This window comes from Brevibacillus aydinogluensis, from assembly GCF_961514395.1.
GTDB classification, from domain to species: domain Bacteria; phylum Bacillota; class Bacilli; order Brevibacillales; family Brevibacillaceae; genus Brevibacillus; species Brevibacillus aydinogluensis.
In genome coordinates this window covers 2,963,438-2,979,817 of the sequence record NZ_OY569118.1, presented here as the reverse complement: position 1 = coordinate 2,979,817, position 16,380 = coordinate 2,963,438, and the positions used below count along the sequence as shown (strand labels likewise).

Genomic DNA, 16,380 nt, shown 5'->3' with positions numbered 1-16,380 from the left:
CCATGCGTTTGCAGGGAGGAGATGCCGCAGACTGAAAGCATCCCAACGCCATGTCTGCCGAATTCACTCTGGAGCCGCACTCTGAACCGCTCGAGACGAGCCCAGTAGGAGCAGCCGGGACATTCCCGTTATCATGGTCAAAGTGAGGCGGAAGACTGGGTTCCCCAGGCATCGTTGGGGGAAAAGCCTTCTGCTTAACAAGGGTGGTACCGCGAGTAACAGCTCGTCCCTTTTCGGGGCGGGTTTTTCTATTTTTCGGGGCCCTCCCGGTTTACGCGGCAGCCGCAGCCGGACGGGACCGCAGGAAGGTTGCAAATCTTGAGCAAAGGAGCGATACAACGTGCAAACGCGGTTACAGGAGATGAAACAGGCGGCGCTGGACCAGATCAGCCAGGCCGCAGACGCGGGTCAGCTGCAAGACCTGCGCGTCAAATATCTGGGGAAAAAAGGTGAACTGACCGAGCTTCTGCGCGGAATGGGCAGCCTTTCGCCGGAAGAGAGGCCTGTCGTCGGCCAGCTCGTCAACGAGGTGCGCGCGGCGCTGGAAGCGGCGTTTGCCGACAAGCAGGCCGCACTGGAACAAGCAGCGCTGGAAGCCAAACTGGCGTCGCAAACGCTGGACGTTACACTGCCCGGCCGTCCGGTTCCGACCGGAACGATGCACCCGCTTTCCCGCATTATCGAAGAGATCGAGGACATTTTCATCGGTCTGGGCTTTGAAATTGCCGAAGGGCCCGAGGTGGAGACGGATCATTTCAACTTCGAGATGCTCAACCTGCCCAAGGATCATCCCGCGCGCGACATGCAGGATTCGTTCTATCTGACGGAGGACATTTTGCTCCGCACCCAGACGTCTCCGGTGCAGGCGCGCACCATGCTGAAAAAGGCCGGCCAGACGCCGGTAAAAATCATCTCTCCGGGCAAGGTGTACCGGCGCGACGACGACGATGCCACCCACTCCCACCAGTTTACGCAGATCGAAGGGCTGGTCGTCGACAAAGGCATTGGCATGAGCGACTTGAAAGGGATTCTGCTCACGTTTGCCCGCCAGATGTTCGGGGCCAACCAGCAAATCCGCCTGCGCCCCAGCTTTTTCCCGTTCACCGAACCGAGCGCGGAAGTGGACCTGCAGTGCTTCAGCTGCGGCGGAGACGGCTGCCGCGTCTGCAAGCAGACGGGCTGGATCGAGATTCTCGGCTCCGGCATGGTGCACCCGCGCGTATTGGAAATGGCCGGCTATGATCCGCAGGAAGTGAGCGGGTTTGCCTTCGGAATGGGCGTGGAGCGCATCGCCATGCTGAAGTACGGGGTAGAGGACATTCGCCATTTCTACACCAATGACGTGCGCTTCCTGCGGCAGTTCAACCGAGGCTAGAAAGGAGAGTCGTTTCAGAGATGAAGGTATCGTACCAATGGTTGTCGGAATACGTGGATTTACACGATATCACCCCGTACGAACTGGCGGAAAAGCTGACCAGAAGCGGGATTGAAGTGGAGACTGTAGAGCCGCGCAACGCCGGCGTCTCCAACGTAGTGGTCGGGTACGTCAAGGAGCGCAGCAAGCATCCGGACGCCGACCGCCTGAGCGTCTGCATCGTGGATGCAGGACAAGGCGAGGACCTGCAGATCGTCTGCGGTGCGCCCAACGTGGCGCAGGGACAAAAAGTGCCCGTAGCATTGATCGGAGCGAAACTGCCGGGCGGCCTGCACATCAAGAAGTCCAAGCTGCGCGGCGTGGAGTCGCACGGCATGATCTGTTCGGCCAAGGAACTGGGCCTCAATGACAAGCTGCTGGCCAAAGACCAGCAGGAAGGGATTATGGTCCTGCCCGAGGACGCCGAAGTGGGCATGGATGCGGTCTCTTACCTGGGGCTTGACGACTACGTGCTGGAGCTGGGCTTGACGCCAAACCGTTCCGATTGCCTCAGCATGATCGGGGTCGCTTACGAAGTGGCAGCCATTCTCGGCCGGGAGGTCAAGCTGCCGGAGATTGCCGTCACGGAAAACGGCGGCGACAATCCGGTAAGCGTGCGCATCGAAGCGGACGATCACTGCTACCGCTACGTGGGACGCCACTTTACCGGAGCGAAAATCACCAGTTCGCCGCAGTGGATGAAAAACCGCCTGATGGCGGCGGGGATCCGGCCGATTAACAACGTCGTGGACGTGACCAACTACGTCATGCTGGAATACGGCCAACCCCTGCACGCGTTTGACGCGACCAAGGTAAAAGACCGCGCCATCGTCGTGCGCCTGGCACAAGACGGGGAGAAGCTGGTCACGCTGGACGATCAGGAGCGAACGCTGGACAGCCAGACCCTGCTGATCGCCGACGGGGAAAAAGGGCTGGCCATCGCCGGCGTGATGGGCGGCGCCAACTCGGAGATCACCGACGAGACGACGGAAATTATTTTGGAAGCCGCCTGGTTTACGCCGCAGACGGTTCGCCGCACGGCTCGGACCCAGGGCATGCGCACGGAAGGATGCGTCCGCTGGGAAAAAGGCGTCGATCAGGCGCGCGTCCAGGAAGCAGGCGAGCGGGCTGCTGCGCTGATCCAGCAGTTGTCGGGCGCGGCCGTCTCCAAAGGAGTGGCGTCGGCTGTTGTCCGTGAAGTGAAGCCGGCCGTCGTAACGGTTGCGCTGGAGAAGATCAACCAGCATCTGGGCACGTCGCTGACCGCAGCGGACGTCTCCGCAATTTTCGACCGCCTGGGCTTTTCGTATGAGCAGAACGGCAGCACCTGGACGGTCACCGTACCGACCCGCCGCGGTGACATCACCCTGCCGGAGGATTTGGTGGAGGAAGTGGCCCGCCTGTACGGCTACGACAACATTCCGACCAGCTTGCCGAGCGGCCAGGCCACACAGGGGCAGCTTACCCCCGACCAGCGTCTGCGCCGGACAATTCGCCACCACCTGATTGGCGCGGGACTGCACGAGGCGATTACCTACTCCCTGGTTCACGCGGAGCGGGTGGGGGATGTAGCCGGTCTGCACCGCATTGACGCCAAGCCGATTTCGCTGGCCATGCCGATGAGCGAAGAGCACAGCGTGCTGCGCACCAGCCTGATCCCTGGCCTTCTGCAGACGATCGCCTACAACAAAAACAGGCAAAACCACGATGTGGCCGTGTTTGAACTGGGCAGTGTCTTTCTGACCACAGAAGAAAAGCTGACACAGCTTCCCGAGGAACGCCTCTACGTGGCGGCAGCTTTGACCGGGCAGTGGCTGCCGCAGAATTGGATGGGCGCAAACCAGCCGGTTGATTTTTACCTCGTCAAGGGACTGGTTGACTCACTCCTGAGCCGCTTGGGAATTGTCGGTGCGACCTACAAGCCTGCATCCGATCTGGCTGGCATGCACCCCGGCCGCACGGCGGAGGTATGGGTCGGCGAGCGGCGTCTCGGCTATCTCGGACAGATTCACCCGGCACTGGAAAAAACCTACGACGTGTCGGAAACGTACGTGTTTCAGTTCGACCTGACGGAGCTGGCAGCAGCAGTCGAGGATGCAGGCTATTACAAGCCGCTGCCCAAGTTCCCGGCCGTGACCCGCGACCTCGCACTGGTAGTGGACCGCAGTGTGCCGGCGGCCGCTCTCGAAACGGCGATTCGCCAGGCGGCAGGAGAGCTCCTGGAATCGCTCACGCTGTTTGACGTCTACACCGGGGAGCGCATCGCCGCCGACAAGAAGAGCGTCGCCTTCTCCCTCGTCTTCCGCCATCCGGAACGGACGCTGCAGGACGACGAAATCCAGCAGGTGACTGCCGCCGTCGTGGACGCACTGAAGGCGCAAACGGGCGCGGAACTGCGCATGTAAGGGACCTTGACGGATTCTGACATTTTCAGTAACCTAAAAAAGATACAGGAGTACAAAAGTCGCAGAGTAGTGTTGAAGGAGGAAGCCTTCGTGCAAGGTGATGGGAAAAATCGGTTGACGGTTGATATATTTGGCCAGCAATACCGGCTGAGCGGAAAGGCAAGCGTAAACCATATCCGCATGGTGGCCGGTTTCGTCGATGACAAGATGAATGAAATCGCCAAGGGCAACCATCGCCTGGACACGGCCAAAATCGCCGTGCTCACCGCGGTCAACATTGCGGACGAGTACTTCCGCCTGCGACAGGAGTACGAGGCACTGTTGAAGATCCTGCATGACGACGCGAACCAAGCATAGACGAATCACATAAAAAGAGGGGCAGTGTATGCCTCTCTTTTCCCATTGTCGCGAAAAAGCTTGTCAATAAGAGGGGCGTGGGCAAAAGATGGGTCAGGAGATGGACAGAGAAGCGCTGCGGGAGGCGGCCCGCCGGCTGTCTCTCGCAGAAAAAGAGGAAAAACTGCGCGGGCTGCTGCGCGATATGGGGCGCGTGCTGATCGCGTTTTCCGGAGGCGTTGACAGCACCTTTTTGCTGGCATGCGCCGTCCAGGAACTGGGCGATGAGGCGATCGCCGTGACCGCGGCGTCGGAGACGTTCCCGACGCGGGAGTTTGAAGCGGCCAGGCAGTTGGCCAAACGCCTGGGTGCCCGTTTTGTGACCACCGAGATCCGCGAAATGGAAAATCCGCAGTTCGTGGCCAATCCGGTCAACCGCTGTTTTTACTGCAAAGACGGATTGTACGAGCATCTCGGCCGATTGGCGGAAGAAAATCAATGGAATGCCGTCATCTGCGACGGGGCCAACATGGATGACCTGGGCGACTATCGTCCCGGACGATTGGCCGCCGTCCAGCGCGGTGTCCGCAGCCCGCTGCAGGAAGCCGGCTTGTTCAAGGAGGAGATACGCCAATTGTCCCGGGCCATGGGGCTGCCCACCTGGAACAAGCCGTCGTTTGCCTGCCTGTCGTCGCGCATCCCGTACGGCTCGCCAATCACCCTGGAAAAGATCGACCAGATTGACAGAGCAGAGGGGTATCTGATAAGTCTCGGCTTTCATCAGGTGCGCGTGCGCCATCACGATGCAATCGCCCGCATTGAGGTAGACCCGGCCGACTTTCCGCGTCTGCTGGAGCATAGCGACGAGATTTCCCGAACGCTGCGGCAGATTGGTTTTCAGTATGTCACCCTGGATTTGTCCGGCTACCAGACGGGCAGCATGAACGCCGTTCTGGACAAGGATGTGAAAGCGGCGCATGGTTGATGTAGCGGCGATTTTGCGTCAGGTGCAGGCAGGAAGATTGAGCGTGGAAGAGGCGGAAGAGCTGCTTGCGGGCACGAGCCGTCTGGAGTATGCCACGCTTGATCTCGACCGGGCGCGGCGAACCGGTTTTCCCGAAGTGGTGTACGCGGCTGGCAAAACAGCGGAACAGTTGGTCGGGATTTTCAGCAGGCTGCGGGAACATCAAACAATCGTGCTGGCCACGCGGGTGACGGCCGAGCAGGCGGAGGCCGTGCTGACCCGGTGGCCCGACGTGCAGTATGTGAGAGAAGCGGGACTGTTGATCGGCACCAGCAGCCCGCTTACGCCTGTGCGGGACGGATACGTGGCGGTGGTGACCGCCGGCACGTCCGACTGGCCGGTCGCTCAGGAGGCGGCCTGGACGGTGCGCTGTTTTGGCAGCGAAGCGAGAGTGATCGCCGATGTGGGGGTGGCCGGCATCAACCGGCTGTTCCAGCGCTTGGATGAGATCAGGGAGGCGGCGGTGATCATCTGCATCGCCGGCATGGAAGGAGCGCTGGCCAGCGTTATTGCCGGACTGGTGGACAAGCCGGTCATCGCCGTGCCCACCAGCGTCGGGTACGGTGCTCACTTCAACGGCCTGGCCCCGCTGCTGTCGATGCTCAACTCTTGCGCCAACGGCGTGGCTGTGGTAAACATCGACAACGGATTTGGCGCAGGCTACCTGGCCGGCATGATTCACCGGCAGATCGCCGCTGCCTCGCTGCAACCGTAATAAAAAGAGCCAACCCGACAAGGGGTTGGCTCTTCGCTCACGGACGTGAAATTAGGTTTCCTGTTTGTTGCCGGCGTCGCCGTTGCGCAGGTCCATATGCGTCTTGATCGGGATGAACAGGTCAATGATCCCGATCACCAGCGCGGCGAGCAGGGCACCCAGGATGGTCACCCGGAACCCGGAGACGACAAACTGAGTCAGCCAGATTACCACGGCGCTCACCAGAAAACCGACAATCCCGCGATTGTACGGGGAGATCCGGTCGCCGAACATCAATTCAATAAGCCAACCAATTACGGCGATGACCACCGCGGCCATTAGTGCGGGCCAAAAACCGTTTACAGAAAAGCCGGGAACGAGAAACCCGACGAACATAAGCACGACTGCCGCGACCACGAAACGAATGACATGGCGCAAAATCGTCATGAAGAATCCTCCTTTGGAGTTTGTTTCACTACTCATTCTGGCTTGTTTTTCGACAAAATATGCCGCACCGGGTGTGTAAATTTATGCTTGCGGCGGACTGCATGTTATAATGGGGAATGTTAGCGTTGACCACGTTAAGGAGGCACCATTTTGGAACAACGGGTGTTAAAAACCTTGGAATACGACAAGATCGTCGCCCTCCTGATGGAGAAAGCGACATCTGCATACGGCAAAGAAAAAGCATCCGCCTTGACGCCCTTTGTCCGCTTGGACGAAGTGCAGACGGCCCAACAGGGAACGGCAGAGGCGGCAACCGTGCTGCGGTTGAAGGGAAGCGTGCCGTTGGGCGGCATCCGCGATATCCGCGCCGCCGTGCAGCGTGCCCGGCTGAATGCAATGCTGGCGCCCAGGGAACTGTTGGATATCGCCGACACCGTAATGGCGGGACGTCGGCTGCGCAATTTTTTGCTTGACCTGTGCGAGGAGCAGGAACTGCCGCTGCTGCGCTTTCAGGCCGAGCGGATTGAGGGGCTGCGCGAGCTGGAGGCGGAAATTCGCCGCTGTGTGGACGAAAACGGCGACATCCTGGACAGCGCCAGCGCGGAACTGCGTCAGGTGCGGCAGGAGATTCGCCAACTGGAGGCGCGCATCCGGGAAAAGCTGGATCAGATGACACGGTCTTCGGCGTACCAGAAAATGCTGATGGACAGCATCGTGACCATTCGCGGCGACCGTTTTGTCATTCCCGTCAAGCAGGAGTACCGTCACGTCTTCGGCGGGATCGTGCACGACCAGTCGGCGTCGGGCGCAACGTTGTTCATCGAGCCGGAAGTAGTCGTGTCGATGAACAACAAGCTGCGCGAACTGCGTCTGCGCGAAGAAAAGGAAGTGGAGCGGATCCTGTTCGTCCTGACGGAGATGGTATCCGGCGCGGTGGAAGCGCTGAAGGAAAATGTCGACGCGCTGGCGGAGCTGGATTTCATGTTCGCCAAGGCTCAGTTGGGCGCCAGCATGAAAGCTGTCTGTCCGCGGCTGAACGACCGGGGCTACCTGCGGCTGAAAAAGGCGCGTCATCCGCTGATCCCGCATGACAAGGTCGTGCCGGTGGACGTGGAGCTGGGGGGCAGCTACCGGGCAATCGTGGTGACTGGCCCCAACACCGGGGGAAAAACCGTTTCGCTGAAGACGATCGGGTTGCTTTCGTTGATGGCGATGGCCGGTCTGCACATCCCGGCAGAGGAAGAGAGTGAAGCAGCCGTCTTTTCCTCCGTGTTTGCCGATATCGGCGACGAGCAGTCCATCGAGCAAAACCTGTCCACCTTCTCCAGCCACCTCACCAATATCATTCACATCCTCGGTGCGATGGATGAGAACAGCCTCGTGCTGTTTGACGAATTGGGAGCGGGAACCGACCCCACCGAAGGGGCGGCGCTGGCAATGGCGATCATCGACGACGTGATCAGGCGCGGGGCCCGGCTGGTTGCCACGACCCACTACAGCGAGCTGAAAGCCTACGCCTACGACCGACCGGAGGTCATCAATGCCAGCGTGGAGTTTGACGTGGAAACGCTCCGCCCGACCTACCGTCTGCTGATTGGCGTCCCCGGCCGTTCCAATGCGTTCGCCATCGCCAAGCGGCTGGGACTGCCCGAGGAGATTATTGAAAAGGCGCGCGCTTCGATCAGTGAGGAAGACAATCAGGTGGAGAGCATGATCGCCTCGCTGGAGCGAAACCGCAGGACGGCGGAAGAAGAGCGGCAGACGGCCGAGGCGCTGCGGCGCGAAGCGGAAGCGCTGCGAGCGCAGCTTGAAGAAGAGCGGACCCGCTTCGCCGAAGAGAAAAACAAGCTGCTGGAACGGGCAGAAGAAGAAGCGCGGATCGCTGTGCAGCTTGCCAAGGAAGAGGCGGACGCGGTCATTCGCGAGCTCAGGCGCATGATGGCGGAAGGCGCGGAAATCAAGGAACATCGGCTGATTGAGGCCAAGAAGCGCCTGGGTGACGCTGTGCTGGAGCTGGAGAAGGAAAAGGTGAAAAAGCCGGTCAAAGCCGTGCGCGCCACCCAGGTCAAGCCGGGTGACGAAGTAATGGTGACCAGCTTCGGCCAAAAGGGAACCGTCCTGGAAAAAGCAGGCGATGACGAATTCCTGGTCCAGATCGGCATCATGAAGATGAAGGTAAAGCGAAACGACATGCACGTGGTGAAGCCTTCCAAACAGGAGCAGACCATCGCCGCATACACGTCGGTCAAACGGGCCAAAAACACGGTCAAGATGGAGTTGGACCTGCGCGGCTACAACGTGGAAGAAGGCATCAGGGAGATCGACCGGTACCTGGACGAGGCGCTGTTGGCCGGCCTGCATTCCGTCTCGATTATTCACGGCCACGGCACCGGCGTGCTCCGCAAAGGCGTTCACGAGTATCTGCGCCAGCACCGGAACGTCAAGTCGTTTCGGTTGGGCGGCCAGGGTGAAGGCGGAGTGGGCGCTACTATCGTCGAGCTCAAGTAGGAGAGCGGGAGGTGCCGCATGGAACACTTGCTTCACAACAAATACTTTGCCGCCGTTGCATACTTTACTGTCACCGGATTGGCGATGATCGTGTTTTTATCCGTGTTTGAACTGGTCACGCGCTACCGTGTGTGGCAGGAGCTGAAGCGGGGAAACGTCTCCGTCGCGATGGCAACGGGCGGAAAAATCTTTGGCATTGCCAACATTTTTCGCTACTCCATCCAGCATCACGACTCAATCGGACAGGCGTTGATCTGGGGAACGCTGGGATTTTTCCTGTTGCTGTCCAGCTATTTCATCTTTGAATTCATGACGCCCAGCTATAAAATTGATGAGGAAATCGCCGCGGACAACCGGGCGATCGGCTTTATTGCCATGGTGCTGTCGGTCGGGTTTTCCTACGTGATCGGGGCCAGCCTGATCAGGTGAACAGAGCAGGCTCCCTGCCGGACGAAGCCGGGGCAGTGAAGGGAGGCACGCTCATCATCGCCTGGGGGCATGCGGTAATGGGACCGGTGGTCTGACAGCGTACCGGTAGTCCGCCAGCGTATGTGAAGTTAAAGGATATGGGGGATGCAGGATGAGCCAGACGGATGTTGTTGTCGTGACGGTGCTGCACGATGGGGAAAGCAAGCAGCTGTTCCTGAAGCAGGGAGCGAACCTGCTCATGGCGCTGGTTGAGGCAGGGCTGCCGATTGACTTTTTCTGCACGACAGGAAAATGTACCACTTGTCGTCTCCGCATGGACATTCCGGTCGGCTCGGCTGCACCCCCTTCTTCCACGGAGCGGTACCGCCTGGGAGAGGCGGCGGTGGCGGCAGGGATGCGGTTGAGCTGTCAGGTGTACGTGACCGGTCCTTTGACCGTTTATTTGGATGCGTCCGCCCCTGCCCGGCCGTGAACGTTCGTTGAACCATTGCCCATTGAGGAGTATAATAAGGCTTTGGCATACGGTGCCACTGCATGAGGAGGCTTCACCTTGGAAACCTTGTACAAGGTCCTCATCGTCTTATGTGTAGTGTTTCTTGCGGCAGGAGTATGGTACCTGTCGAATTGACGCAAAAAGGCCACGCTGACCGCGCGGACCTTTACCAGATAATGGGAAAGAGGAGATCTGCAATGACTCAGCCTGTACGCGTTGCTGTTGTCGGATTAGGATTCGTCGGATTGCCGCTGGCACTCACGTACGCCATGAAAGGAGCCCGCGTGGTCGGTGTGGACGTCATGCCGAACGTCGTCGAGGAGATCAACGCCGGCATCTCCCACCATCTTGAATCCTATCAAGGCAAGACGCTGCCGGAAATCCTGCGCGAGCAAATCGCTGCGGGCCGCTTCCGAGCGACGACATCCTACGAAGAAGCAGCAGCGGAAGTGAACAACTACATCGTGACGGTCGGTCTGCCTGTCCACAACGGGGACCCGGACCTGGGACCGCTGAAAAGCTGTGCCCACACCTTGGGACGCGTGCTGAAAAAGGGAGACATGGTGATGATTCGCAGCACCGTGATTCCCGGCACGACGGAAGAAGTGATTCTGCCGATCCTGGAGGAAGCCAGCGGGTTGAAGGCGGGCAGCGACTTTTACCTGACCTACTGCTCCGAGCGAATTGCCGAAGGGCGGGCGTTTGAAGAGTTCATCCACATGCCGCTCGTGCTCGGCGGTATTGACGCGGAGAGCGCCGCCAAAGGCAAGGAACTGCTCTCCTTCATCAGTGAAACGGAGATCATCGTCTCCGACATTCGCGTGATTGAGACCGCCAAAGTGATCGAAAACATCCAGCGCGACGTGAACATCGCGATGGTGCAGGAATTTGCCCGTTTCGCCGAGGCATTCGGGATCGATACCTTTGAGCTGATCAAAGTGGCAAACACCCACAAGCGCGTCAACCTGTTGACTCCGGGGCCGGGCGTAGGCGGCTTCTGTCTGCCCAACGCGCTGTACTACCTGCAGCCCAAGGCCAAGGAGCTGGGCGTCTCGCTGCCCTTGCTGCAGTTGGCCCGCAACACGAATGACGGCGTGCCGGCCGTCCTGGTCGGGATGCTGGAACAGGCCCTGCGGCAAAAAGGCAAGACGCTGGCGGGCAGCCGCGTCGCCGTGCTGGGTCTGGCGATGAAGGACTTCTCCAACGACGACCGGGTGAGCCCGGTACACGACCTGATCGCGCTGCTGCAGGCCAAAGGCGCGGAGGTACGCTCCTACGACCCGGCAGTGCCCAGCCGCTACGGGCACAAGACGGACAGCCTGGAAGAGGCGCTGCGCGGCGCGGACGCGCTGTTGTTGACCGCCGTTCAGAAGGAGTTTGCCGAATTGGATTGGCAGCACGCCGCCGAACTGATGGCGCCGACGCCGATCCTGTTTGACACGAAAAACCGCATTCCGCGCACACTGGACACGGACAGCCGGCTGACCGTGGTGCGCATCTGACGAACGACAAAGTCCCCAAAACCTGGGGACTTTTGTTTTGGGCTGGCGATCCTTAGTGAAGGAGGCTCCCGGGACGTGTTTGGTCCGGGAGCCTTCTTGCTGTAGTGAACTGCATGATCACGCGGGTTTCGCGTCGGTTAATTTAATGAACAAAATGAGGATTATACGGCTTATATCGTTTATTTCCGTTTTCTATTCTCGTCAAAATATTGTTGTTATAATGAAAACACTTTCTTGAAAGCGCATTCTTTTTGGGGGGAAACAAACATGCTGTCTTTGCTCGGCTTCCTGATGATGGCCGTCTTCCTGTACCTGATCATGACAAAGCGCTTGTCCGCGCTCGTTGCCCTGATCGTCGTGCCCATATTCTTTGCCCTGATCGGAGGATTCGGGGCGGAGATGGGAGCGATGATGCTGGAGGGCATTGCCAAGATCGCTCCCACGGGGATCATGCTGCTGTTTGCCATCCTGTACTTTGGGATCATGATGGATGCGGGTCTGTTTGATCCTTTGATCGCGAAAATTCTGAAACTGGCCAAAGGAGACCCGCTGAAGATTGTAGTGGGTACCGCCGTCCTGTCGATGCTGGTGGCACTGGACGGTGACGGGACCACGACCTACATGATTACGGTATCCGCGATGCTGCCGCTGTACAAACGGTTGGGCATGAACCCGCTGATTCTGGCGGTCACGCCCATGCTCTCGATGGGGGTCATGAACATGACGCCGTGGGGCGGACCGACGGCACGGGCGATGAGCGTGCTGCACCTGGATGCGTCGGAACTGTTTACGCCGCTCATTCCCACGATGGTCGGCGGGCTGATCTGGGTGATCGCGGTGGCCTGTATACTGGGCATGCGGGAACGCAAGCGTTTGGGCGTGGCGGAGATTCAGTACACCGCTGACGAACGGATGGCGATGTCCGAACAGGCGGCGGCCGCTGACCAGCTCAATCGTCCAAAACGGCTGTGGATCAACCTGCTGCTGACCTGCGCCCTGATGACCGGCCTGGTGATGAACTGGATGCCGCTTCCGGTCCTGTTCATGGTCGCGACCGCAGCCGCTCTTCTGATCAACTACCCCAACCTGCAGGAGCAGAAGGAACGGATCACCGCCCACGCCGGAAATGCGCTGACCGTCGTTTCCATGGTCTTTGCCGCCGGAATTTTTACCGGCATCCTGACCGGCACCAAGATGGTGGATGCAATGTCCAACACGCTGGTTTCCCTGATTCCCGAGTCGCTGGGAACACACATGCCGATTTTGGTGGCAATTACCAGTCTGCCCTTTACCTATTTCATGTCAAACGATGCCTACTACTTCGGCGTGGTGCCGATCCTGGCCGAAGCGGCAGCCAGCTATGGCGTCGATCCTGTAGAGATCGGCCGGGCCTCCATCCTGGGCCAGCCGCTGCACGTTTTGAGCCCGCTGTATGCGGCCCAGTATCTGCTCCTCGGAATGGTGGGGGTCGATTACGGAGAAAATCACCGGTTTATCCTGAAGTGGGCCTGCGGCACATCGCTTGTGATGATAGTGACCGCTGTTCTTACGGGAGTGATGTCGTTCTAGCTCATCCCTTGGGGAAAACAGAATCGCACGAACGGATAGAGGCCCCCTTGGCCTCTATTTTCACTGTTTTTGCGGCTGAGATTGCGCCGGAATCTGCTACACTGAGGAGAGAGGTGGTTTCGTGCGGTTTCAAAGCAAACTGATCCTGGTGATCTGCACGCTGCTGTTGTGCGTGATCGCGATCCTGGGATGTTCCTATGAGTACATGCTGGCGAACGCGCTGAAAAAGGAGATCGGCACACGCGCCCTCCATGTCGCGGAAACCGTTGCAGCGATGCAGGAGATCAAACGGGCTTTTTCCGACTCTGATCCGTCCAGGACGATCGCCCCGTTGGCGGAGAAAGTTCGCCGGGAAACCCATGCCGATTTTGTGACAGTGGGAAACCGGGAAGGAATTCGCTACTCTCACCCCATCCCGGAGCGGATCGGACAGAAAATGCAGGGCGGCGACAATCAGCCCGTCTTTGCAGGCCAGTCGATCGTTTCGGAGACGACCGGTTCCCTGGGGCCCGCTCTGCGAGGCAAGGCGCCCATTTTCAACGAGGCAGGACAGGTCATCGGGGTAGTCTCGGTCGGATTTTTGCTGGAAGATGTTCAAAAAACCATCCATTCCTATCGGGATAAGATCGTTGCGATCGGGTTGATTGCCCTCGCGTTGGGCGTGATCGGCACCTTTTGGATCGCCCGCAGCGTGAAACAGGCGATTTTCGGCCTGGAGCCGTCCCAGATCGGTCAGCTCTACCAGGAGAAGCAGGCCATCCTGGAATCCATCCGGGAAGGGATCGTGGCTGTCAACGCAAACGGGACGATTACCATGGCGAACCAGACGGCGCTGCAGCTGTTGGGATTGGACAGCTCGAAGGAAATCACGGGCAAACCGGCGGACGAGATTCTGGACAGCTTCCGGCTGCTGGAAGTCCTGAAGGCAGGCCGGGCGGTCGTCGACCAGGAGACTTGGATGGCCGGTCATGTGCTGGTCGTCAACTGCGTGCCCATTTTGGACACGCACGACCAGATTGTCGGCGCTGTGGCCAGTTTTCGCGACAAATCAGAACTGTACCGGGTTATCGAAGAGCTGTCCCGCGTCAAGGAATACGCGGAAGCGCTCCGTGCGCAAACCCATGAGTATTCCAACAAGCTATACCTGATTTCCGGCCTGATCCAGTTGGAGTCGTACCGGGAAGCGATTGAGTTTATTACCCGGGAAACCGATGTCCATGTGAATCACACCCGGTTTATCATGCGGGAGATCCCGGACCCGATCATCGGCGGTCTGCTGCTCGGCAAGCTGAATCGGGCCAACGAACTGAAGGTGAAGCTGGAGATTGACCGGGAAAGCAGCTTCCGCGACATTCCGGCGTGGATTGACCGCCACCATCTGATTACCATCATGGGAAACCTTGTCGATAACGCCCTGGAGGCGGTTTTGGCACCGGGGGCTTTCGCCAGGGAAGTCAACGTCTTTCTGACCGACATCGGGGAAGTGCTGCTGTTCGAGGTGGAAGACCGGGGACCGGGCATTCCCGACGAACACGCAGACCGCTTGTTCGAATTGGGGTTTTCCACAAAAGCGCAGAAAAATCACGGATTTGGCCTCGCCCTGGTCAAACAGGCTGTCGAGCAGTTGAACGGACACGTCAGTCACACGCCCAATCCGGACGGGGGAACGATTTTTACCGTCGTCATTCCAAAGGAAGCCGACACAGCAAAGAGGGTGAAGGGAACGCCATGAAAGCGAGGAGTGATGAGCCCATGATTCAGGTGTTGATCATCGAGGACGACGTACGGATTGCCGAAGTGAACCGGCGCTTCGTGGAAAAGGTGAGCGGGTATCAGGTCATCGGCATCGCCACGAACCAACAGGAGGCCGTGGACCAACTGGACATTCTCCAGCCCGATCTGGTGCTGTTGGACATCTACTTTCCCGACATGAACGGTTTGGACTTTTTGTCGGTCATCAAGGAGCGGCGTTCGGAGACGGATGTGATCATGCTGACCGCCTCCAAGGAAGTGGACACGGTGGTGGAGGCGATCCGCTGCGGCGTGTTTGATTTCATCACAAAGCCGTTGATTTTCGAGCGCTTGCAGCAAACGCTTGCCAACTACCGGGAGTTCCGGCAGAGGGTGCGCGCCTTGAAAACAGAGCGGGGGCACATCAATCAGGAAGAAATTGACGAGCTCATACGCGCGGCGGGACCCAACGGCGGAAGGGATAGCGGTCTGGTCAAGGGAATCGACAGGATCACGCTGGAGAAAGTGGCTGCCTGTCTCAGCGAGGCGGGGGAAGTCACCACCGAACAGGTGCGAAGGGCAACGGGGACGAGCCGTTCGACGGCACGCCGCTACCTGGAATACCTGGTCGTCACTGGGGAGGCGGTCGCAGACCTCTCCTACGGGGCGGTGGGACGGCCGGAGAGGGTCTACAAAAGCGTGAAAAAGGCGAAAGGAATGGCGGAACGATGATCGCGCTGCGGCCGGTTCTCACCATCCTGATCGCGGCGGCAGGTGGCGCCGTTTTCACCCTGCTTCGTCTGCCGCTGCCCTGGCTGCTGGGACCGCTGGCAGCAACAGTCGTTTCGGTCATGCTGGGGTGTGACAGACTGTGGCTGCCTTCCTGGTTTCGCCGGATCGGCCTCGTGATCGTCGGCGTCGCGCTGGGCATGCGGATAACCCGGGACATTTGGGGGACCATGGCGGATCACATCGGGATGATGCTGGCAGCCACGCTCGTGACGATCCTGTTCGGCCTGATGCAGGCCTGGGCGATCCACAAACTGTACCAGGTGGACGCGATAACGTCCATTTTCAGCAACATCCCCGGCGGGCTCTCGGAAATGTCCACGATCGGCAGGGAGCAGGGCGGTAACCTGCAGATTATTTCCCTGTTCCACTCCATTCGCATCGTCACGGTTGTGTTCTTGACGCCGTTCGTCGTGATGACGCTGTCCCACAAGGCCAACCTGCTGCCGGTACAACCCGCAAGTCAGACGGTCGGCTGGATGCAGGCGGCGGTGTTTTTGGCCGCCGGAGCGCTGGGAGCGGTGGCAGCCGCCCGTTTGAAGTTCCCGGCGCCGTATTTCCTGGGTCCGCTTTTGACGGCGTCACTGGTGTCCTTTGCGCTTTCGGTGACAGGCGGCACTGCTGGTGCGGGCACGCCGGCCCTGTCCGGCCTCGTCGTGAAAGGCGCCCAGCTTTTGATCGGGGCGGGGATCGGCATTGAATTCAGGCGGGAGGAGATTCGTACCTACCGCAGGCTGCTGGTGCCTTCGCTGGCCGCGTCTTTGCTGCTGACCACCCTGACGTTCGCGCTGGCCTTCCTGCTGTCGTATGCCACGAGCATCGACCTGCTTACCGGCATGCTGGCGACAGCGGCCGGCGGCGCAGCAGAAATGAGTCTGACTGCCCTGGCGATCGGTGCCGACCCGCTGCTGGTGACGGCCTTTCAGCTCTTTCGCGTATTGTTTATCGTCACCGTCTTCTCGTTTTCCATCCGCTGGTTTCTGAAACGGCGCGGATTGTGTGAAACGGCAAACAGGCAGGCGCGCTGAGGAAGCGTGCC

At 59.3% G+C, this 16,380-nt stretch carries 14 protein-coding genes and 1 other annotated feature (1 of these 15 running past the window's edge); of the genes, 13 read left to right on the top strand and 1 reads right to left on the bottom strand.

Annotated elements, in window-relative coordinates:
* Positions 1-234: a binding site (T-box leader), on the top strand; it begins 33 nt to the left of the window's first position.
* A gap of 106 nt (positions 235-340) precedes the next feature.
* From pheS to larB, 5 genes are all read left to right on the top strand, one after another.
* Positions 341-1,375, top strand: a complete 1,035-nt coding sequence (gene pheS / locus Q7F15_RS14630) for a phenylalanine--tRNA ligase subunit alpha (RefSeq protein ID WP_171566645.1) — start codon at positions 341-343, stop codon at positions 1,373-1,375.
* Between the two features lie 20 nt (positions 1,376-1,395).
* A complete protein-coding gene (gene pheT / locus Q7F15_RS14625) occupies positions 1,396-3,819 on the top strand; it encodes a phenylalanine--tRNA ligase subunit beta (protein ID WP_171566644.1) in 2,424 nt (807 codons plus the stop codon).
* A 90-nt stretch (positions 3,820-3,909) separates the two neighbouring features.
* Positions 3,910-4,176, top strand: coding sequence for a cell division protein ZapA (gene zapA / locus Q7F15_RS14620; RefSeq protein ID WP_171566643.1), 267 nt, complete (start codon positions 3,910-3,912; stop codon positions 4,174-4,176).
* Positions 4,177-4,264: 88 nt separating this feature from the next.
* On the top strand, positions 4,265-5,140 hold the full coding sequence (larE, locus tag Q7F15_RS14615) for an ATP-dependent sacrificial sulfur transferase LarE (RefSeq protein ID WP_230076649.1): 876 nt from the start codon (positions 4,265-4,267) through the stop codon (positions 5,138-5,140).
* The gene (gene larB, locus Q7F15_RS14610; protein WP_171566642.1) at positions 5,133-5,894 is read left to right on the top strand and encodes a nickel pincer cofactor biosynthesis protein LarB; all 762 of its coding nucleotides are present in this window, start codon (positions 5,133-5,135) and stop codon (positions 5,892-5,894) included. Before larE ends, larB begins: the two co-directional genes overlap by 8 nt.
* 51 nt (positions 5,895-5,945) lie before the next feature.
* Here the strand turns inward: larB and Q7F15_RS14605 are convergent, their stop codons facing one another.
* Entirely contained in the window at positions 5,946-6,320 is a 375-nt protein-coding gene (locus tag Q7F15_RS14605) for a phage holin family protein (RefSeq protein ID WP_171566641.1), read from the bottom strand.
* Positions 6,321-6,470: 150 nt separating this feature from the next.
* Here Q7F15_RS14605 and Q7F15_RS14600 point away from each other — a divergent pair, with 150 nt between their 5' ends.
* The 8 genes from Q7F15_RS14600 to Q7F15_RS14565 all read left to right on the top strand — a co-directional run bounded on the left by Q7F15_RS14600 (position 6,471) and on the right by Q7F15_RS14565 (position 16,369).
* Positions 6,471-8,828 carry an endonuclease MutS2 gene (locus tag Q7F15_RS14600; protein ID WP_304414536.1) on the top strand — a complete coding sequence of 786 codons (2,358 nt, stop codon included), beginning with the start codon at positions 6,471-6,473 and terminating at the stop codon, positions 8,826-8,828.
* Positions 8,829-8,846: 18 nt separating this feature from the next.
* Complete coding sequence (locus Q7F15_RS14595; protein ID WP_171566639.1) at positions 8,847-9,257, top strand: DUF350 domain-containing protein; 411 nt, start codon at positions 8,847-8,849, stop codon at positions 9,255-9,257.
* A gap of 151 nt (positions 9,258-9,408) precedes the next feature.
* Complete coding sequence (locus tag Q7F15_RS14590) at positions 9,409-9,729, top strand: 2Fe-2S iron-sulfur cluster-binding protein (RefSeq protein ID WP_171566638.1); 321 nt, start codon at positions 9,409-9,411, stop codon at positions 9,727-9,729.
* 218 nt (positions 9,730-9,947) lie between these two features.
* Entirely contained in the window at positions 9,948-11,252 is a 1,305-nt protein-coding gene (locus Q7F15_RS14585) for a nucleotide sugar dehydrogenase (RefSeq protein ID WP_304414535.1), read from the top strand.
* A gap of 234 nt (positions 11,253-11,486) precedes the next feature.
* Entirely contained in the window at positions 11,487-12,821 is a 1,335-nt protein-coding gene (locus Q7F15_RS14580) for a CitMHS family transporter (protein ID WP_497197332.1), read from the top strand.
* Between the two features lie 121 nt (positions 12,822-12,942).
* On the top strand, positions 12,943-14,553 hold the full coding sequence (locus Q7F15_RS14575; RefSeq protein ID WP_304414533.1) for an ATP-binding protein: 1,611 nt from the start codon (positions 12,943-12,945) through the stop codon (positions 14,551-14,553).
* Positions 14,554-14,573: 20 nt separating this feature from the next.
* Positions 14,574-15,284: a DUF977 family protein gene (locus Q7F15_RS14570; protein ID WP_171566634.1), complete on the top strand. Its 711-nt coding sequence runs from the start codon at positions 14,574-14,576 to the stop codon at positions 15,282-15,284.
* The gene (locus tag Q7F15_RS14565) at positions 15,281-16,369 is read left to right on the top strand and encodes an AbrB family transcriptional regulator (RefSeq protein ID WP_304414532.1); all 1,089 of its coding nucleotides are present in this window, start codon (positions 15,281-15,283) and stop codon (positions 16,367-16,369) included. Before Q7F15_RS14570 ends, Q7F15_RS14565 begins: the two co-directional genes overlap by 4 nt.
* The last annotated feature ends 11 nt before the right edge of the window (positions 16,370-16,380 follow it).